Below are 20,814 nucleotides of genomic sequence, written 5' to 3'. Positions count from 1 at the left end.
CTGTATGACCAAAGCCGGTTTTATCGCCCTCGTCGGACGCCCGAATGCGGGCAAAAGCACCCTGCTCAATGCCCTGCTGGGCGAAAAGATCGCCATGGTCAGCCAGAAAGCCAATGCGACGCGCAGACGACTCAACGCCATTGTCATGCACGGGGAGGATCAGCTGATCTTCGTCGATACGCCCGGCCTGCATGAAAAAGAGCGCAAACTCAACCAGTTCATGCTCGAAGAGGCCCTCAAGGCAATCGGTGACTGCGACCTTATTGTCTACCTGGCCCCCGCCGCGGACAGCGTCAAGCACTACAAACGCTTCTTGGAGCTCGCCGGCGGGAAAAAACACCTCATTGCACTGAGCAAGATCGACCAGATCTCCCAGGGGGAGCTGCTGGCCAGAATCGCGGAATACAATGCCTTCTCTGAACACTTCGAGGCCCTCATTCCCGTCTCTGTGACCAAGCATACCGGTCTCGAACAGCTCAAAGAAGTCATTACGCGCTTTCTGCCGGAATCGCCCTACCTCTTTGACCCTGAAGACCTCACCAATGAGAAGCTGCGGGACATCTTCCGAGAGTTCATCCGCGAATCAATTTTCGAGAATATCAGCGACGAAATCCCCTACGGTACGGATGTCGTCATTGACAAAATCGACGAAGCCGACGACATCGACCATATTCGCGCAACGATCATCGTTGAAAAGGAGAGCCAGAAAGGGATCATGATCGGCAAAGGCGGGGCAACGATCAAGCGCATCGGCAAACATGCCCGCCAGAAGATCGAGTCCCTTTCCGGCCACCGCGCCTACCTTGATCTGTTTGTCAGCGTGAAACCCAACTGGACCAACGATAAGAAGATGCTTGAAGACCTCGGGTACCAAACCTGAGCCTCCGGCAGATTAGCCATAAAAATAGATTCTGACTCACTCCCCCGCGACAACCATAACTAGGGCTTTTTTGCACACTTATAAGAAAATTTTTAAGTTTACTTGGGCTACAATGAAAATGTGTGAAACCTCAGAACGATAACACTCTGTGTTATTTTGCAATGTGGTTTTATGTTGTTAAAAAATGAACCAGGTGAAAAAAAACGGGTGGCAATCCGGTTGCCCCCGGCTATCTAGAGATAGTATTCGCCCTTCATGACATGGCTGCCGGACAGTCCAAAAAGAACAGGGATTTGCGACATGAACAATTCTAACGAGCAGGTTTTTGATACGGTCCTCTCGAACAACCCGTATAATCACACCTACTACCTCGGGAGCGGTAATCAGTTAAGTGCTGCTAAAAACCCGCAGTATGGTAAGAAACAGTACGGGATTTCCTATCTCAACACGAGTAGCTTCATCACGGCCCAGATCGGTGTAAGCAAAAACATCCCGGATGACGATCTTGCTTTTGTCATTGAAACCAAAGCATACGAAGAGCTCGCCCTCGACATGGCGATCGAGTACACGATCGACTTCATCGAGGTGCCGACGGACGGGAGTGCGAAAGAACGCACCTTCCATGTATTTATTGTCGACCCGCTCGTCATCGACGAGACCTTTGCGCAAACGGTTTCCGATCTGCAGTATGTCGACCAGATCGTTCCGGTACCGCTGCTGCTCAAAACCCTCTACAGCCATGAGATCGTTCAGGGATACGGTGCCCACTGCTACATCTATTTCCAGGAAAATGACGCCTTCTTCACCCTCTATAATGAGCAGGAATTCGTCTACACAAAGAGTCTCAAATACTCTTTCCGTGACATGCATGAGCGTTTCTGCGAGCTCCTGGGCGAGCAGATCGACCTTGCGGACTTTCAGACGCTGCTTGCGACCGAAGGGCTTGCGACGCAGAATCCGGAGTACCAAAAATACCTGATCAAACTCTTCGGCGAACTCTTCCTCCATATCAACGACGTTCTTAATTACGCGAAACGCGCTTACGAAATCGAAACGATCGAAGAGATCTATATCGGTTCGCAGATCGGCTCTATTGCCGGGGTTGACGAGTATTGCCAGACCTATCTGGGGTTTGAGGCCAAGGCGTTCGACTTCTCCTACGGTTTTGCGACGGACAGCTACATTGACCAGATCCACCAGCTGATGCAGCTGTATGTCCGTACGGACAAAGCCGCACGCTATGACGTCAACTTTTCCATCTACCACCGGCCGCCGCCGTTTTTCCAACGCCACAGCGGTAAGCTCTTCGCCGTCACAGCCCTTTCGCTCGTCGTCGCATTTGCCTACCCCGTCACCTACTGGACGATGGGGTATGCCGAAAGCGTTCGTAAAGCCCTCCTGGAAAAGCAGTACCGCGAGACGCATGCCATCAAGGTGACCCGCGAAGAGACCATCAATCTCAAACTGGCACAAAAGGCAGAAGCGCAGAAGCTGCTTGATGCAGAGATCGAACTCTTCGAAGAGCGAAAAGCGACACTGATCAAAATCCATGACGTCAAGGTCAATTACCCCATGAAAGCAGAAATCATGGCTGCCCTTACCAGAGAGTTGAATCGGTTTGACGTCAGCGTTGCCGATATCAACTATAAACAGGATGACCATGAAAAAACTTTCAGTTTACGTGTCATGGCGAAAAAGGACAAACAAATTACCGATCTGGTCGAATTTATGACAAAACACCGTACACAGCGTTTCCACTATAACATCGAAAAAATCGAATTGGATGAGGAAACCAACTATTACCGCGGTGACCTGAAGGTGGTGCTGAAATGAAATTCAATCTTGAACAATATCTCTATCCGATAGACCAGTCCTTCGCCAGCAAAAAGCAGGGCGAGGTCTATATGATCTACGGTCTGATCGCCGTGGCACTGGTGGCGTTTTCCTATCTTCTTTTCTGGGAAAGTGCCGAGCGCGAATATCTCCAAGTCAAACAAGAGAGAATCGCCGTCGAGCAGAAACTCCGGGCGGATGAGCAGTACCTGGCGATGCACCCCGAAAGTGAAATCAAGCAGATCGAAGCGCAGATTGAAGCGATCAGAATGGAGACGGTAGCGACTCAGGAGAAAAATGAGTACATCAACTTCAAGATCAGCCAGATCTCCGAACTCTTCTATAATGAAGAAGCTTGGGGTAAATATATCGACTCGATTGCCGAAAACGCAAAAAAATACAACATCAAGCTCGCGCTTCTCAGCAACAAACGCGCCATTGAAAAAGAGAAGTTCGGTCATGTCTTGGATATTAAGGTCTTTGCAAGTGGTCAGTTCGACAATATGCTCAAATTCATCAATGCGATGGAGCAGAGCGATCTCGTCATTGACCTGCACGGTCTTGACCTCAGAGCCAAAGAAAAACTGGAACTCGACGTCAACTCATCTGTATGGGGGATTACTTACTAATGAAAACAAAGCTACTACTCCTCACCCTGCCGTTGATCGTACTCGCCGAGGGCATGCAGCCTGACATGAAGTGGGTAGACGATGAGATCGCAGCGATCAAACCGCCCCGCAAGGGGGTTCATGCCAGTGCGCTGTACGGATTGCAAGATCCCTTTAGGGCCCAACTGATCCTCAACCAGCCCCATAAGGCAAAGGCGACGGGCACATACGTGAAGCGTCCCAAGCAGAGGTACATGACCCTCGAATCCGTCATCAACAGCCGCACCGCGCTGATTGACGGCAAATGGTACAAAGAAAAAGATACCATTTACGGGTACGTCATCACGAAGATCGAACGCGACAGCGTCTTGCTTCAGAAGAAGAAGAAAGAAGTAACGCTTACGCTGAAGAAGAAGAACCCAAAAATCCAAATCAACGCCAAATAGGAAAAGACGATGAAAAACATGACTCCATTCCAAAGCATCCACAAGTCAATCACTTCGGTAGCCGCGGCCCTACTGCTGGCTTCATCGGTACAGGCAGCAGACTGTACCTATGAGCTCTTTTCCATCAGCGGAGCGAAGGGGATGACCATCTCCAAATATGTCGATCAGCTGAGCAACGAATGTGAACTCACGCTGATCATCAGCGACAATGAAGCTGAAAAAAAGATGTCCAAGCGCTTGCAGCGGACCAATCTGAAGAATCTCACCCTGAACGAGGTCCTGGATATTCTCCTGGTTGACAACAACCTCAACTACACCCTGGAGAACAATATCCTCAAGATCTCCTTTATCGAGACGAAGACCTACAACATCGACTACATCATCAGTGCCCGTAAAAGTATCGGCAGTACGGATATTCTGCTCAGCAGCTCCCAGGCAACCGGGAGTTCAAGCAGCCAATCCGGCGGCGGTGGCGGCGGCCAGGGGGCTGACCTCGGCGGCGGCTCCATGCAGATTACGCAGAACAACACCTCAGGTATCAAGATCGAGTCCCTCGACGAGGTCAAATTCTGGGAAGAACTCGACCTCGAACTGCAGCGTGTCCTGAACCGTCCGACGGACTTCTACCAGGCGGAAGCTCCGATCGTCAACAAAAACGCGGGGCTCGTCACCGTCACGGCGACGGTACGCCAGCAGCAGCGTCTTGAGAAGTACCTCAACCAACTGCAGAAAAAGATCCAGTACCAGGTACTGATCGACGTCCGGATGATGGCTGTTACGCTCAACAACAGCAGTTCAACGGGGATCGACTGGTCCCAGATCTATGCCCTGCAGAACCTTTCGTTTCACATTGACAAACTCGATGCTTTGAACGTTTCCACCTTTGATACGACGGGGAATATCCTGACGGGGGGAACCGCAGGCTATTCTGGTCCGGCATCACTGCTCAAACTCACCGGGGGCAATACGATCAATGAACTGGTCAAGTTCCTCAAAACGCAGGGAGACGTTGACGCGATCTCCAACCCGAAGGTGCTGACCCTCAACAACCAGCCTGCCCTCATCACTGTCGGTACGGAGTACTTCTACAAGATCCAGCAGTCCCAGATTCTGGCCGGTAGTTCAGCCGGTACATCGCAGACCACACAAAACGAAGAGGTCAACTCCATCTTCGCCGGTGTTCTGCTGGACATCACACCGGAGATCGCCAACGACAATACGATCACCCTCAAGATCAATCCTTCGGTCAGCCAGACGAGGATTAAACTCAGCAGTGACGAACTTGAGCAGCAGAAGCGCTCCATGCCGCCGGATCTTGACCGCCGCCAGCTTGCCTCTGTTGTGACCGTTAAAGACGGCAACAGTATCATTATCGGCGGTCTGATCGATAAGTCCGAAAGCATGCATACCAACAGAGTGCCGCTTCTTGGTGACATCCCGGGGCTCGGTTATCTCTTCAAATACGAAGAAAAAGCTGTGGATACGACGGAACTCGTTATCGTTATCGAACCGCACATTATCAAGAAAGAGAACAACACGCTCTCCCTTTCTGATCTTGGATATACCAAGTTTACCGACAGCGAAGTCGGCCTGACCGCAAAAGAAACAGCTGCAGAGGCCAATGCAGAATAAGAACCTCTTTGACTCTTCCAAAGAGGTCTTTCTCGATGTTGTAGACGCGAATGCCTATGTGCAGCTCGATCGCGTCGCCATCGTCTACAAATCCCTGATGGAAGCCATTAAAAAACCCCTGAAAATGATCCTGCTTTTCGGAAAACCGGGCACGGGTAAAAGTATGATGCTGAGCCGTATCTACAAAGAGCTGCATGACAGACAGAAGATCGTTCTATATCAGACACCCATCACCGATGAAGATGCTTTTTTCCGATCACTGGCACGCGATGTGTTTGACTACATCACCGACGAACCGATCCATTTTACGCGTTTCAATGAGCTTGCGGCACAATACACATTTGAAACCCCTCCGGTCGTCTTGCTGGACGAAGCGCAAATGTATTCGACAGCGTTGTTGGAAAAAATCCGTCTGATCTCCGATACGCGCCAGATCAAGTTTATTATCTCCCTGCACAAAACGGAACAGGAGGATGTTGTCGCCAAAGAGCATTTCCAGTCACGTATCTGGGAAGCGCAAGAGCTGCTCAACGCTTCGGCCGCCGAACTGAAGATCTACATTCAGAAAAAACTGCTCCGGTCAAACTGTTTTGATGTCGCCAATATGTTCAATGACAAGAATGTCCGCTGGATCCATGCATTGACCGAAGGCAACTACCGTAATACCAACAAGTTGCTCTTTGCACTCTTCAGTATTGCGTCATGGTATGAAGAGAATCAGCCCACGCAGATAAACTATACTGCTGTCAACCGTAAAATGATTGAAATGGCAGGGATTGAAACGGGGTTTATCAATGCTTAACGTCCCTGAACTCGAACAGCGCTGGAAGCGCTACCGTCGCACACGTCAGGTCCCCTACCTTATCGGCGGCGCAGCCGCGGCGCTTTTAGTATCCGCTGCGACCTATTTTCTCTTCACACCGTCGGCTCCGATGCCATCAAAACCAGAGGCGGTCGTATCAGCCCCGGCTGCTTCCAAAGAAACAGCACCAACTGTTACCGCAGTTGAACAGACCGCTGCCGCGCAGGAGCAGGAACCCAACAGCTCACGACCTGCACCGGCACAGAGCGTTGCTGCGGAGCAGCCTGCCCTGAAACTGACGCCTTCCATGGGATTCATGCACGAGTTCGAATCGGACGTTATGGACTATTATTCCCATGTCGATACGCAAGAGCCGCAACCGCAAGCGAGGACACAGGCTGCACCGCCAGTCTATCAGAAACCGGTACAACAGGCACCAGTTCCGGCCCCGGTCATTTCGGCACCTCCGAAAGAAGAGATACAGCCGATAAATGCTCCTGCGCAACCATCCGAAACGTTGCCCGGCATTCAGGCTTCTTCGTCACACAAAGCCACCCCTCCGCTCCCCGCAGCATCTCGGGCTGATGCGGAAGATGAACCGTCGTCTGAAGAGATGACGATCCTCCGCGATGACGACATGAAGGATATCCAGGATGTCATCGCCCGTTTTAAAAAGAGCAAGAACCCTATTCTGAGCCTTTTCGTCGCCAAGCGCTATTATAATATCGGTAACTATCAGCAAGCCTACAACTATGCGCTGATCACCAATGAACTTGACAGTACGATCGAAGATTCATGGCTCATTTTTGCAAAGTCGCTTTACAAAATGGATCAGAAAGAGATGGCGATCAAAACCCTCAAAAGCTACATCCAGGAGAGCAGCTCCGTCAAGGCCAAAATCACCCTTGATCAGATGGAGAAGGGGACGATGGAATGAGGCTTCATTTGAGCCTGCTTGCACTTGTCACTACACTGCTCAGTGCTTCCAGCAGCGGCAGCCTCTACACGCTCTATCAAAACGGTCAGTACCTTCGGGCCTGCAATCAGGGTGCAAAGATGCTGCACCGCCATGAACAGGATGAACGTTTTGTTTCGCTCTACGCCTTTTCCTGCCTCGAAGCAGATCGCATTGATCGCCTGGCACTACCCGCCGTTATACTGAACCATTCCGAGGAAGCGCGCAGGAACGCCACGTACTTTGCTGCGATCCTGCTGCAGCGAAACCTGCTGATCAATGCCCTTGAAAATCAGACACCGCTTACGGGTCTGAAGCTCCCGACTTCGGACCATCTCCTCTCACGCGTCTTCGATCTGTACAGTGCAAATCACTACGTGAAGAGCGGCGACTCCTATGTGCTGACCGATCCCCAAACCCCCCGTCGAAGCTACAAGCTTTTCCTGCGTCATTCCGGCCAATCCCTGCAGCTTGGCATCACGGAATATTATGATACAATATTAACAAAACAGCATATTTACCGTTAAAGGCAATCCGAAGTGGATAGAATTACGCACGATCTTCTGGAAAAAAAGCATATCTCCCAAACCCAGATCGACCGCCTTGTCAAGGTCGGGGTGAAAGAGGAGATCTTGCTGGAAACATTGACAAAAGTCGGGGCCGTATCGCTCAACTTTGTCAAACGTTTCGTCGTTGAACAGATCCGGGCCGGCAAGTATGACCTGGAGATTCTCAAACAGTATCCTTTTCTCCCCGAAAGGGCCGTCCTGGAGTACCTGGCGGAGGTCCTTGAGATCCAATATATCGATCTGGATTCGATCGATATGGATTATCGTTTGGCGGAGCGTGTTCCTCTGAATCTCTTGCAACGCTCCAATGCCTTGCCGGTCGCGGAAAGCGATATGAGCATTACGGTCGCCTTCGCCGATCCGCTCAACATCGATGCCCAGGAAGCGATTCAGAGGGTCTTCCCGCGTAAACCGCTCCAGGTGGCCATCTCCTCGGGAAAGCAGATCCAGTCCTATCTCTTCAAGATCGATATTAAAAGCAGTGTCAAGGGCCTTGTCGACAACATCCGAAAAGAGCTCAACACGATCGGTTCGCCCGAAGAGCAGAAGGACGCATCGTCGATTCTCCAGCTCATCAACGTTATTCTGAAAACCTGTATCAAGAGCCGGGCGAGCGATATCCATATCGAACCGACGGAGAACAACTGTGTCGTCCGGGCGCGTGTCGACGGGAAACTGGCCGAGATCTTCATCTTCGACCAGGATATCTACCCACCGCTCGCTTCGCGTTTCAAGCTCCTTGCCAATCTCGATATCGCCGAAAAGCGCAAACCCCAGGACGGCCGTTTCTCCGCCGTGGTCGGTGACCGCGAGTACGACTTCCGTTTTTCGACGCTCCCGATTCTCTACGGCGAGTCTATCGTTATGCGTATTCTGGACAAGGAGAAAGCGCTAATCCGACTTGAAGACGCCGGTATGGATGCGGACGGCTACAAAAAGCTGATCCAGGCTTTGAAAAAGCCCCACGGCATCCTTCTGGTCACCGGTCCGACCGGATCGGGAAAAACGACAACGCTCTACGGGGCCCTCAACGAACTGCGTAACGTCGAGGACAAAGTCATTACGGTCGAAGACCCTGTCGAATACCGGATGAACCTTATTCAGCAGGTCCAGGTCCATCCGCAGGTCGGTATGACCTTCGCCGCAGCATTGCGCTCAATTCTGCGCCAGGACCCTGACAAGATCATGATCGGTGAGATCCGTGACCATGAAACCCTGGAGATCGCTATCAAGGCCGCACTGACCGGGCACCTTGTCATCTCGACCCTGCACACCAACGACGCCATTTCCGCCCTGCCTCGTATGGCGGACATGGGAATCGAGCCCTATCTTATCAGCGGGGCCGTTGTCGCCGTTCAGGCGCAGCGCCTCGTCCGCAAAATCTGCCCGCACTGTAAAAAAGAGCTTGAAGTGCCGCCATCCGTTCTAAAAGAGTATAAGGCCTATATCCCGCCCGAGACGGTCTTTTACCATGGTGTCGGTTGTAAAGAGTGCAACGGCAGCGGCTATCTCGGCCGAGAGATGATCAGTGAAGTTCTTCCCATTACCGAAACACTCAGCAGCATGATCGCCAGGAGCGCTTCCAAAGAAGAAATGATGAAACAGGCGATTCAGGAAGGTTTCGTTAGTATGTTTCAGAATGGGATGGCAAAGGTCGTTGAAGGTAAAACAACAATTGAAGAAGTCTTGAGGGTGGCAAAAGAATGAAATACTATCTTGCAACAGTCCTGTCAAAAGGGAAAAAAGTTCAACACGGCTTTTATGCCGAGGGGAAAAAAGAGGCGATGTATATTGCCAAAGTCCGCTATCCCGGTATCGTTGTCAATGTCATGGAAGGTGCAGCACCGCTTGATGATCAGCTCAAACATTTCAAAGAGCGTTTTATGGGCAACATCAAAAAGAAGAAGGTCAAACCCGATTCTCTGATCGCTGCGATCCGGCAGTTGGCCGTTATGACCAATGCCGGTATCTCCGTCCATGATGCATTGAACGAAATCGCACGGGCAGCCAACGACCCGGTGCTCGAAGAGATCTTCTCCTCCGTTGCCGAAGATATCAACTCGGGTTCAAGCATGTCGAAGTCCATGGAGAACTTCCGTTTTCAACTTGGCGGTCTCACCCTGGCGATGGTCGAACTCGGTGAACAGACCGGTAACATGGCAGATTCACTCTACCAGCTTGCCGACATGCTCGAAGAGATCCGTCGCAACGTCATCAAATTCAAGAAGGCTATGGCCTATCCGCGCAACGTCATGATCGCCATGGCCGTCGCCTTTACGATTTTGATCTCCTACGTCGTACCCCAGTTTAAAAAGATCTTCGAAGAGCTGCATGCCGATCTGCCGCTGCCGACGATTATTCTGCTGAAACTGGAGTACCTGTTCAATAACTTCGGTCCTTATATCCTTGCGGGGTTGATTGTCTTTTTCATCATTTTCCGGTATATGCTCAATACCAACCGGGAGTTCAAATTCCGATGGCATCAGCTCTTACTGAAAACCTATTTGATCAAAAATCTGATCATGTTCTCTACGCTCAACCGTTTCACCCTGGTCTTCTCCGCCCTTGTCAAGGCGGGTATTCCCATTGCCGATGCGCTCGAGACCTCCGTCGCCATGATCGACAACCTCCCGCTGCAGGAGAAACTTTTAACCGTCAGACAGGCTGTCGAAAAAGGAGCCTCCCTAAGCGAAGGGCTTGCCGACACCGGATTGTTCGAGAATATGATCATTCAGATGATCTCCGCCGGTGAGCAGGGGGGTCAGCTCGACTCGATGCTTGAGAAGGTCACGGACTATTATAAGATGCGTTTCGACCAGATCATCGACGGGCTTGCCGAAGCGATCGAACCGATCATGCTCTTTATGATTGCCGCGATGGTCTTGCTGCTTGCCCTTGGTATCTTCTTGCCGATGTGGTCGCTCAACGACGCCGTCCACGGCCGTTAACATCAATGGAAGACGCGCTTACGCGTCTTCTTTCGCTTCCTCTTTTTTCACAAGCATTCTGTACTCTTCGTCCTCTTTGAGCATGCCCGCTTCGTAAAGAAAGATCGACGGGACGAACTGCGCTTTTTTGATCCGGTCGTATTTGGCGAAACTCAGATAGAGGATATCCTTCGCCCGGGTCACGGCTACGTAGAAGAGCCGCCGTTCCTCGTCCAGACTTCCGCCTCTGCCCATCAATTTACGGTTGGGAAAGCGCCCGTCCATCAGATCGATGACATAAACCTCTTTATACTCCAGCCCTTTGGACGCATGGATACTGAGCAGATGCACCCCCTCACCCTGGGTCAGGTCCTGGGAGCCGAGAATCATCGCATTGAGGAAGCGCTCATGCTCTTTATAGGGCTTGGCCAATTCCTGGAGCACCGCCGGTTTGCGGCGAATACGTTCCAATGCTTCCGTTTTAAGCTTTGCATCGACCTGGCCGTCGGGCAAAATGGCACGCCGGACGGCCAGCTGCTCCGCGACCGTCGCATAGAGATCGGAGGCTGCGATTTTCTGTACGACGTTCTGGGGACGGGAGAGGTTTTTGATCGCCTGCAGCAGGGTATAGAACTGCGAGAGCATTTTCGCCCCGTCTTTGGTCAGCTTCGGATGCTTTAGTACGGGGTTCTTCAAAAGCTTTTTATCGCTGATCACCTCGGCAAAACGGCCGGCATGCCCAAGCTCTAGAAAATCATCGAACAGTCCGAGCTGGTGGTTCAGTTTCCGTTTCTCGAAAGGGTTGCTGATCTTCAGATCGGGCGTATAAAGACCCCGCAGCATCGAACCGCCGCCAAGGAACTGCAGCGCCACGTAGAGCTCCTTGGCCAACGCGCTTCCCACCCCTTTGGCATGTTCGAACACATGGATGAAAGCCATCATATCGCTCTCGTTGACGAGCAGCGTATAGATATCGAGAATGAACTTCACCTCTTTGGCGTCAAAAAAGCTGACCCCGCCGCGCCGGCGGCAGGCGATCCCCTTCTCCCGCAGTGCCGCCTCGATCCCGTCCGCACTGGAGTTGTTGCGGAAAATGACAGCAATCTCTTCGTGTTCGGTTGCACTCTTGCCAATCATCTCCGCGATGCCGTGGTACTGTTCGAAGAGTTCGTCGTACACGAGCAGCTTCGGCGGCGGTGCGGCATGATCCCGCGTCACCTCCAGCTGTTTGGGGTAAATGCGCTCATTTTTGGCAATCACTTTGTTCGCCAGGGAGAGGATGGGGACCGTCGAGCGGTAGTTCTTCGAGAGGGTATGAACGTCGGCATCGGGGTACTTCTGCGAAAAAGAGCCGATAATGGAGATGTCCGCCCCGTTGAAGGCGTAGATGGACTGGTCATAATCGCCGACGCAGAAGAGCGACGGCGGACTCATCGCATCGATCAGCGTCCCCTGCAGGGCGTTGGTATCCTGGTACTCGTCGACAAGCACCTCTTTATACCCGAGCTCCATCCGTTCGCAGAGCTTGCGCATCTGCAGGAGCAGGTCGTTGAAGTTCAAAAACCCGTACTGGGTTTTCAGCTCTTCGAATTCGTCGATGATGTCGGCATAGATCATGGCAAAACGGTCATGCTCCTCCTGCCGCTCAGTGATCCACATCTCGAAACTCTTGTCCATCTCCGTATTCTGGTAATAGGAGTAAAGGTCATAGAGGTAGTTGGCGCCGTAGGGTTCGTTCTCCCCCTCCAGGTGGTGGAAACTGCGTTTTTCGTAAACACTGCGGAAGAGGGTCTTGAGCTCGCGCTGCTGCTTGAGGACCACCTTGCCCTGTTGCCGCTTGAGCCAGCGGTAGCTGACCGCATGGAAGGTCCCTGCGTCGATCTGTCCGGCCTTTTCCGCACCGAAAAAGGCTGCAACGCGTTCGACCATCTCCGCCGCGGCCTTGTTCGTAAAGGTGAGCAGCAGGATCTCGTGGGGCTGCACCCCCTGCCCCAGAAGGTGCGCAATCCGCCCGACAATGGTCGACGTCTTGCCCGTCCCGGCGGAGGCGATAATCAGATTGTGGCCAAAGGATGCGGTCGCGGCACGGTACTGTTCTTCGTTGAGACGGGAAAGGGGCACTACTGTCCTTTGCGGGTAGAGTTCGCTCTTACGGCTGAGATGCGGGATGTTTCGGCCGTCAAGCTGACGGCATTACGCTGTTGAGTCCGGCATTTTACCTCCGTTTCGCTATAATCCGCCTAAAATTTAAGCGCCTTCATTCATTTCAAAATCTGAACAAAACAAGCGCAGAATACGGGGACATCCATGTCAAAAAAAAGCTATGATCCTTCTTCCGTCGAGTCGGCGTTCTACCCTATCTGGGAAGAGCGCGGCTATTTTGAAATTGACGGGAACAAAGCCATCCAAAAGGCAGATAAAAACTTCGCCATCATGATGCCGCCGCCGAATGTCACCGGGCGTCTGCACATCGGCCACTCTCTTACCTTCACCCTTCAGGACATCATCGTCCGCTACAAGCGGATGGACGGCTACAAGACGCTGTGGCAGCCGGGCACGGACCACGCGGGGATTGCGACCCAGAACGTCGTCGAGAAGCAGCTGCTTGAAGAAGGAACGACCAAGGAAGAGCTCGGGCGCGAGAAGTTCCTGGAGCGTGTCTGGGCATGGAAAGAGGAGTCCGGCGGGATTATGGTCGGCCAACTCCGCAAGATGGGCGTCTCCCCCGCCTGGAGCCGCGAACGCTTCACGATGGATGAAGGGCTGAAGTCCGCTGTCAAAGAGGCCTTCGTCAACCTCTACGACAAAGGGCTGATCGTCCGCGGAAACTACATGGTCAACTGGTGTACCCATGACGGGGCCCTCTCCGACATCGAAGTCGAGTACGAAGAGCACAACGGCCACTTCTACCACGTCCGCTACCCCTACGCGGACGGCAGCGGTCACATCGTCGTCGCGACAACCCGTCCGGAGACCTACTTCGGCGATACCGCCGTCATGGTCCATCCGGACGACGAGCGCTATAAGGCCCTTATCGGCAAAAAGCTCAAACTGCCGCTCATCGACCGCGAGATCCCCATCATTGCCGATGAGCACGTCGACATGGAGTTCGGAACCGGGATGGTCAAGGTCACCCCGGCCCATGACCCGAACGACTACGAGGTCGGCAAGCGCCACGACCTCGAATTCATCACCGTCTTTGACGAAAAAGGGATCCTCAACGATTTCGCCGGCGAGTTCAAAGGGCTCGAGCGCCTCGAAGCGCGCGACGTCATCGTTAAGCGTCTCGAAGAGGAAGGCTTCGTCGAAAAAATCGAAGAGCACGTCCACCAGGTCGGCCACTGTTACCGCTGTAAGAACGTCGTCGAGCCCTACATCTCCAAGCAGTGGTTCGTCCGCGCCGAAACGGCCAAAGGGAGCATCGAGAAGGTCAATGACGGTCTCGTCAAGTTCTTCCCGCAGCACTGGATCAACAGCTACAATGCCTGGATGAACGACCTGCGCGACTGGTGTATCTCCCGCCAGCTCTGGTGGGGCCACCGCATCCCGGTCTTCTACTGCAACGACTGCGGCCATGAGTGGGCGTCACAGCAGGAGGAACCTGAAGCGTGTCCGCACTGCTCTTCCAAGAACATCGTTCAGGACCCCGACGTTCTCGACACCTGGTTCTCCTCGGCGCTCTGGCCCTTCTCGACCCTGGGCTGGGGCAACGGCGATCCGGTCATGGACAAGCTCTTCGAGAGCGACGACCTCAAGAACTTCTACCCGAACAGCCTGCTGATCACCGGCTTTGACATCCTCTTCTTCTGGGTCGCGCGGATGATGCTGATGGGTGAAACCTTCATGGGCAAACTGCCGTTCGAACATATCTACCTGCACGCGCTGGTCCGCGACGAACACGGCCAGAAGATGTCCAAGTCCAAGGGCAACGTCATCGATCCGCTCGACATGGTCGAGAAATACAGCGCGGATGCCCTGCGTTTCACGCTGGCCGTCCTCGCCGTCCAGGGGCGCGACATCCGCCTCAGCGAAGAGAAGCTGGAACTGAGCCGCAACTTCACCAACAAGCTCTACAACGCGGCGAAGTTCCTCCAGATGAACGTCGAGACCTTCGATGACCTGGAGAACATCACGGTCACAACCGACCTCGGCCGTTATATGCAGAGCCGTTTCAATGCCGCCGTCGTTGAAACCCGCGGCTTCCTCGACGAGTACCGCTTCAACGACGCGGCCACGGTCCTCTACCGCTTCCTGTGGAACGAGTTCTGCGACTGGGGCATCGAACTTTCAAAGGTCAGCAAAGAGAGCGTGCCGGAGCTTGGCGCGATCTTCAAAGCCTCCATGAAGCTGCTGCACCCGTTCATGCCGTTCATGACCGAGTACCTCTACCATGAGCTCTCCGGCACGTCGCTGGAGACGGGGGATTCCATCATGATTAGCTGCTATCCGGAAGCGGGTGAACGCGATATGCAAGTCGAAGCGATGTTCGACGTCATCATGGACGCCATCGTCACCGTCCGCCGTGCGAAGACCCTCATCGACATGGGCAACCAGAAGATCGAAGAAGCCTACGTCAAGACGGATGCCGAAACCTCGGAAGCGATGGATGCCTATATCTGCCGCCTCGGCAAAGTCGAGAAAGTCGGTTTCGTCACAGAGAAGATGGAAAATGCCGTCAGCGACGTCGGGGAGAAGGTCGAGGTCTTTATCCCGACCGGTTCCATCGACCTGGCCCCCATCCTGGACCGGCTGGAGAAGCAGAACGTGAAACTGGAAAAAGAGATCGCCAAATTGGCGGGCATGCTCAATAACGAGCGTTTCGTCGCCAACGCGCCTGAAGAGGTCGTCGCTACCAACCGCGAAGCCCTCGTCGATGCCCAGAACAAACAACGCAAGATCCTCGACCAGCTCGAGAGCCTGCAGGGAGCCTGATGTTCAACCTCCAGAACTACCGTACAGATAATATCAAAAACGACGTCCTCTCCGGGCTCGTCGTTGCCGTCGCCCTTGTGCCTGAAGCGATCGCCTTCGCCTTCATTGCCGAAGTGAGCCCCATTGTCGGCCTTTACACCGCCTTTATCCTCGGTCTCATTACGGCGCTGATCGGTGGCAAACCCGGGATGATCAGCGGGGCGACCGGCTCTGTCGCCGTTGTGCTTATCGGCCTGACCCTGGAGGTCTCCGGATTGCTGCGTTCACAGGGGCTCGGTGGAGAGGAACTGGCCTGGGGCGTATTGCAGTACGTCACCCTCGCCGCCCTGCTTACCGGCGCGATCCAGATCCTCTTCGGCGTCTTCAAGATGGGCAAGTTCATCCGCCTCGTCCCTCAGCCGGCGATGTACGGCTTCGTCAACGGTCTTGCCATCGTCATCGCCACGGCGCAGTTCAAGTTCTTTGACGGCGAAGGCGTCATCATGTACGCCCTCGTCGCGGTCACGATGCTGATCATGTTCGTGCTGCCGCGCTACACCAAAGCGGTCCCGGCCGGCCTCGTCGCCATCGTTGCGCTTACCCTGGTCGCCTACGTTTTCTCTTTGCAGACCGGTACCGTCGGCGACATGGCGAACCTTTCCGCATTTAAAGGGCAGCTGCCGACCTTCCATATCCCTGACTTCATCCTCGACCCGGGTGCGATTCTCGTCGTCCTCCCCTATGCCGTCATCATGGCCCTTGTTGGCCTGATCGAGTCCCTGCTGACCCTGGCGGTGCTTGACGAGATGAGCGGCACCCGCGGCAGCGGAAATCAGGAGTGTATCGCACTGGGAACCGGGAACATGACCTGCGGACTCTTCGGCGGGATGCCGGGGTGTGCGATGATCGGCCAGTCCATCATCAACTACACCTCCGGCGGTCTCGGCCGCCTCTCGGGCGTCACTGCTGCCGTCGGCCTGATGGTGCTTGTCGCGTCGCTCACCGATGTGCTCAACGTCATCCCTATTGCCGTGCTCGTCGGGATCATGTTCATGGTCAGTATTGGGACCTTTGAATGGAGCAGTTTCAGCCATATCCGGCACATGCCGCGCTCCGACGCCTTTGTCATGGTCGCCGTCACGCTCATCACGATCGTCGAGGACCTGGCCATCGCCGTCATCTCCGGCGTTATCATCTCTGCGCTCGTCTTTGCATGGAAACATGCGCGCATCTACGCCAAAAGCCAGGTCGAAGCGGACGGAACGAAGGTGTATGAACTCGACGGCCCTCTCTTCTTCGGTTCGACGGCAAGCTTCTTTGACGCCTTGACGATCGACCGGGACCCCCCGCGCGTCGTCATCGACTTCCGCAATGCCCGGGTCATGGACGCCTCCGGCGTCGAAGCGATCGACACGATCACCCGCAAGTACGAGGACGCCAACAAGCAGCTCACCCTGCGGCACCTGAGCGAAGATTGTAAAAAGCTCCTCAAAGCCGCCGGTCCCCACTGCACCTACGAGGTCACCGACCCGACATACAAGGTCGCAGTCAACCTATGACGGCAAAATGGCTGATCATCGCCGGCATTGTGCTGGTCGTTGTCGGCCTTCTGCTGCATTTCCTACCCGGCCTTTTCGGATGGTTCGGCAGACTGCCCGGCGATATCCGTATCGAAAACGAACACTCCCGCATCTACATCCCCATTACCACGATGGTCGTTATCAGCATCGTCCTGACTCTGCTCGTCAATCTCTTCAGACCTTAACGCTTCGTTTGACATTTTCACACGGATTGTCATACAATCTATAAAAAGTATGCGCCCCTTACAAGGTGACACGATGAAACAAATCCTTCTTTTATGTCTGATAAGCATCACGCTCTGGTCCGCTGAGAGTGTCGCCGTGCTTGACAACCTGAAAAACGAGGTCGGCATCCGCCGGGGCGGCGATGTCATTACCCCTTCAGGCAGCGGTGAGGAGCTTTACCGGGGCGACATCATCTTTACCGGGAGCGACGGTGCCCTCAGCATCCTCTTCAACGACGGTAGCACGGTTGCCCTGGGTAACAAGAGCGTACTGAAGATCGACGACTACCTCTTCGAGCCGAGCCAAAAAAAGTACCGGTTCGACCTCTTTTTGAAAGAGGGAAGCGCCATCGTCGAAACCGGCAAGATAGGGAAAGTCTCTCCCAAATCCGTTACTTTCAGAGTCCCCGAGGGCACCATCGGGGTACGGGGTACACGCTTTTTCGTAAAGGTGCATTGATATGGTCGAAGTTCTCCTTGTCTCCGTCGTCCTCATTGTCACGGCTCTGGTGATGGATCACCCCGGTACGGAAATTGTTCTACTCGATAACAAGAGCAGCAGCAACGCCATCATCGTCACCACGGAAGGCGGGAGTCTCACCATCGACACCCCCTATGAAGGCACCAGATTGGAAAGCAGCTCGGAGGCTCCCAGCGCGCCTGAAACGGTCTCGGACGCAGAGCTGACCGCCGAGGACGCTGAAACCTTCGCCGTCGCACCGCCTCCGCCGCTGACCCTCACCCTCTATTTCGAGAACAACAGCGCTGGCCTTACGTCGAAATCGCGCCGCGATCTCGCCCAAATCCTTCCGCTGCTCCGGGAGCTCAGCCCCCTGCGGATCACTATCACCGGTTACACCGACACCACGGGGAGCGAGTCGTACAATCTCGCTCTCTCGGAGAAACGGGCGTCGGCGCTCAAAACGATGCTCGAACAGCGGGATGTCACGATGCGCCGATGCCAAACCGACGGACTGGGAGAGTATCTCCTCCAGGTACAGACGCCCGATGATACTACCGAACCGCAAAACCGCCGTGTCGTGATGACGATCCGGTAGCGTCATGCGGAAATTCTACGTCGCAGTCGCGCTGTCGACGCTGCTCTTCTATCTCGCCGCCTACCCGACCGCCCTGCTGCAGCAAAGCGACAACCTCCTCTACGACCTCTATAAACGGATCGCCGCGACAGTCGCTCCGTCGCAGCTCGGCGAACCGGCGACGCTGATCGTCGAGATCGACGACAAAAGCCTCGAAGCGCTGGGGCAGTGGCCCTGGCCCCGGGTCCTCACGGCCAAACTGCTTGAGCAGATCGGCACCTACAAGCCCGCGGCCATCGCCGCGGACGTCATCTTTCCCGAAAACGACCGTACCTCGCCGCGGGAGCTGGTACGTTTCTACCAAAACTATTTCGGTCTCTCCGTACAGATCGGAGGGCTCCCGGAGTGGCTGTACGATAATGACACCCTGCTGGCCGATACAATCAGCGACCTTCCGCTGCTGCTGCCGCTCTACCTAAAAAACCGGTGGGACAGTAACGACACTGCCTGTTTCAAGGATACAGGATACCGCATCGATGCCGAAGGGGTCGATACCCTCTATACCGGGGTGGGACTGCTCTGCAACATCCCTACTCTTCAGCAGCAGAGTCGCTCGACAGGTTTTATCAATGCCCGCGAGGATCGTGACGGTATTTTCCGCCGGATGCCCCTCGTCATGCGTTTGCAACAAGAGCCCGTCGCCGCCCTCGCCGTCGCGATGCTGCTGACCTCGGGACGCTTTCCGGCCGAAATGCGGCTTGCGAACAGCCCCCTGGGCCTCCGGGCAACGCTCGGCGACCGGACCTTCTACACCGATGCCCATACAAATGTATTGCTCCGCTTCTATCCCACGGACACCTACCGGCGCATCTCCGCCGTCGACCTGCTGCAGGGCCGGGTAGACCCCGCCGACATCCGGGGCAAATACGTCCTCGTCGGTGCGACGGCCGTGGGACTTCACGACCGCTATACCGTCGCCCCGGACGAAGTGCTGCCGGGGATCTTTATGCATGCAACACTGATCGAGAACTTCTTCAACGGCGACCTCATCTCCCAACCCGGGGTCTTCCCGCCCGTCAATATGTTCCTTTCGTTTTTAAGCGCCCTGGCAACGCTGATCCTGTTCCGCCGCAAACGCTACCTCTCCATTATCTTTTTCTTCGGTGCCGTGACGCTCTTCTACAGCGCCGCCGCCGTCGCGGCGCTGACGCAGTCCCTCTATATCGCGCCGGGTTATTTCCTGACCCCGCTGGCCCTCAGCTTTATCATTATGGCCCTCGCCATCGCGGTCAAAGGCTACACCCAGCGCAAACAGTTCTACGAGCAGCTCAGCCACTCCCACCAGGCGGCCCTCGACAGTATGGCCCTCGTCGCAGAGACACGGGATATGGAGACGGGCGCCCACATCATCCGTACCAAAAACTACGTCAGGCTTCTCGCCATGGCCATGGCGCGGCAGGGCTCCTACCGGGAGATACTCAGCGACACCTACATCGAGCAGCTCTTTCATACCGCGCCACTCCACGATATCGGCAAAGTCGGCATCCCCGACCATATCCTCAAAAAACCGGGCCGGCTCACCCCTGAAGAGTTCGAGACAATGAAACTGCATACGACGTACGGCAAGGAGATGCTCGACAACGCCATCAACAGCTACCGCGACAACGAAATGCTCCGCGTCGCCCGCAACATCGCCTACGGCCACCACGAAAAGTGGAACGGTAGCGGCTACCCCCAGGGACTCTCGGGAGAGGCGATCCCCCTCGAGGCGCGTCTGATGGCCCTGGCCGACGTATACGACGCCCTGATCAGCCGACGCTACTATAAAGAGCCCTTCTCCTTTGAAAAGACAGAGGCGATCATCGTCGAGGGACGGGGCAGCCATTTCGACCCGCAGATCGTCGACGTCTTCCTCGCGCTCAAAGAGGAATTCCGCCGTATCGCCGAACGACACCAGTAGCTGCTTCGAGCCTCCCGCGAATCGGTGCGTATCATCCCGGCCTTCCCACGATGTTATCAAACGGTATCGGATCTGTCCCCCGGAGGTAATAGAAGCGTACTATGATGGAACGCATGAAAACAGAGACTACCAACATCTTTACGAAGTACTACAAACGTCTGGACAGCTTCTTTTTCCGGTTTACCTACCTGGACTACGAAGACTTTACACTCGCATTCAAAATGCGCTGACACACCGCTGGCATCTCCCCGTTTCTTTCACAAGCCTTCCGGCAGCGCCTGTTTGCCTCCCCGGACTTATACACTTTATCTTGTTGCGTCTTTTAAGTTACACCCTGTAGAATTATCAAGTATGCCTTTTTGATTATTAATATGAATGTATGTTTTTTAGTATGCATACGGCATGGGCGCAAAAGGCATAGCTCACGGTAGGAGTCGTTAGGGAAACGTC

The 20,814-nt window shown here is 54.3% G+C and carries 17 protein-coding genes; 16 read left to right on the top strand and 1 reads right to left on the bottom strand.

Features of this window, described 5'->3' with window-relative positions; all coding sequences use genetic code 11:
* Positions 1–4 precede the first annotated feature (4 nt).
* The 10 genes from era to WCX72_RS03205 all read left to right on the top strand — a co-directional run bounded on the left by era (position 5) and on the right by WCX72_RS03205 (position 10,673).
* A complete protein-coding gene (gene era / locus WCX72_RS03250; protein ID WP_345970872.1) occupies positions 5–880 on the top strand; it encodes a GTPase Era in 876 nt (291 codons plus the stop codon).
* Between the two features lie 300 nt (positions 881–1,180).
* Positions 1,181–2,713, top strand: coding sequence for a hypothetical protein (locus WCX72_RS03245; RefSeq protein ID WP_345970870.1), 1,533 nt, complete (start codon positions 1,181–1,183; stop codon positions 2,711–2,713).
* Entirely contained in the window at positions 2,710–3,342 is a 633-nt protein-coding gene (locus tag WCX72_RS03240) for a hypothetical protein (RefSeq protein ID WP_345970868.1), read from the top strand. The genes WCX72_RS03245 and WCX72_RS03240 overlap by 4 nt, the downstream gene beginning before the upstream one ends.
* On the top strand, positions 3,342–3,767 hold the full coding sequence (locus WCX72_RS03235; RefSeq protein ID WP_345970866.1) for a hypothetical protein: 426 nt from the start codon (positions 3,342–3,344) through the stop codon (positions 3,765–3,767). The genes WCX72_RS03240 and WCX72_RS03235 overlap by 1 nt, the downstream gene beginning before the upstream one ends.
* Positions 3,768–3,776: 9 nt before the next feature.
* Complete coding sequence (gene mshL, locus WCX72_RS03230; RefSeq protein WP_345970864.1) at positions 3,777–5,399, top strand: pilus (MSHA type) biogenesis protein MshL; 1,623 nt, start codon at positions 3,777–3,779, stop codon at positions 5,397–5,399.
* Positions 5,389–6,201 carry an ATP-binding protein gene (locus WCX72_RS03225; protein WP_345970862.1) on the top strand — a complete coding sequence of 271 codons (813 nt, stop codon included), beginning with the start codon at positions 5,389–5,391 and terminating at the stop codon, positions 6,199–6,201. Before mshL ends, WCX72_RS03225 begins: the two co-directional genes overlap by 11 nt.
* Positions 6,194–7,138, top strand: coding sequence for a hypothetical protein (locus WCX72_RS03220; protein WP_345970860.1), 945 nt, complete (start codon positions 6,194–6,196; stop codon positions 7,136–7,138). The genes WCX72_RS03225 and WCX72_RS03220 overlap by 8 nt, the downstream gene beginning before the upstream one ends.
* Positions 7,135–7,683 (top strand): hypothetical protein, encoded by a 549-nt coding sequence (locus tag WCX72_RS03215; RefSeq protein WP_345970858.1) that lies wholly within the window; start codon positions 7,135–7,137, stop codon positions 7,681–7,683. Before WCX72_RS03220 ends, WCX72_RS03215 begins: the two co-directional genes overlap by 4 nt.
* 12 nt (positions 7,684–7,695) lie before the next feature.
* Positions 7,696–9,432 carry an ATPase, T2SS/T4P/T4SS family gene (locus WCX72_RS03210; RefSeq protein ID WP_345970856.1) on the top strand — a complete coding sequence of 579 codons (1,737 nt, stop codon included), beginning with the start codon at positions 7,696–7,698 and terminating at the stop codon, positions 9,430–9,432.
* A complete protein-coding gene (locus WCX72_RS03205) occupies positions 9,429–10,673 on the top strand; it encodes a type II secretion system F family protein (RefSeq protein WP_345970854.1) in 1,245 nt (414 codons plus the stop codon). The genes WCX72_RS03210 and WCX72_RS03205 overlap by 4 nt, the downstream gene beginning before the upstream one ends.
* A gap of 18 nt (positions 10,674–10,691) precedes the next feature.
* On the opposite strand, the gene WCX72_RS03200 is transcribed toward WCX72_RS03205, so the two are convergent.
* Entirely contained in the window at positions 10,692–12,773 is a 2,082-nt protein-coding gene (locus tag WCX72_RS03200; protein ID WP_345970852.1) for an ATP-dependent helicase, read from the bottom strand.
* Positions 12,774–12,959: 186 nt separating this feature from the next.
* Between WCX72_RS03200 and WCX72_RS03195 the strand changes: the two genes are divergently transcribed.
* The 6 genes from WCX72_RS03195 to WCX72_RS03170 all read left to right on the top strand — a co-directional run bounded on the left by WCX72_RS03195 (position 12,960) and on the right by WCX72_RS03170 (position 20,364).
* Positions 12,960–15,584 (top strand): valine--tRNA ligase, encoded by a 2,625-nt coding sequence (locus tag WCX72_RS03195; RefSeq protein WP_345970850.1) that lies wholly within the window; start codon positions 12,960–12,962, stop codon positions 15,582–15,584.
* Positions 15,584–17,122 (top strand): SulP family inorganic anion transporter, encoded by a 1,539-nt coding sequence (locus WCX72_RS03190; protein ID WP_345970848.1) that lies wholly within the window; start codon positions 15,584–15,586, stop codon positions 17,120–17,122. The genes WCX72_RS03195 and WCX72_RS03190 overlap by 1 nt, the downstream gene beginning before the upstream one ends.
* Positions 17,119–17,328: a DUF2905 domain-containing protein gene (locus WCX72_RS03185; RefSeq protein WP_345970846.1), complete on the top strand. Its 210-nt coding sequence runs from the start codon at positions 17,119–17,121 to the stop codon at positions 17,326–17,328. The genes WCX72_RS03190 and WCX72_RS03185 overlap by 4 nt, the downstream gene beginning before the upstream one ends.
* Positions 17,329–17,401: 73 nt before the next feature.
* Positions 17,402–17,827: a FecR domain-containing protein gene (locus tag WCX72_RS03180; protein ID WP_345970844.1), complete on the top strand. Its 426-nt coding sequence runs from the start codon at positions 17,402–17,404 to the stop codon at positions 17,825–17,827.
* 1 nt (position 17,828) lies between these two features.
* Positions 17,829–18,425, top strand: a complete 597-nt coding sequence (locus tag WCX72_RS03175) for an OmpA family protein (protein ID WP_345970843.1) — start codon at positions 17,829–17,831, stop codon at positions 18,423–18,425.
* A gap of 4 nt (positions 18,426–18,429) precedes the next feature.
* Entirely contained in the window at positions 18,430–20,364 is a 1,935-nt protein-coding gene (locus tag WCX72_RS03170) for a CHASE2 domain-containing protein (RefSeq protein ID WP_345970841.1), read from the top strand.
* Positions 20,365–20,814: the final 450 nt, after the last annotated feature.

Source organism: Thiomicrolovo immobilis (assembly GCF_039645955.1).
Lineage (GTDB): Bacteria > Campylobacterota > Campylobacteria > Campylobacterales > Sulfurimonadaceae > Thiomicrolovo > Thiomicrolovo diazotrophicus.
The sequence above is the reverse complement of the archived record's forward strand: the minus strand, read 5'-3'. Positions and strand labels throughout refer to the sequence as shown.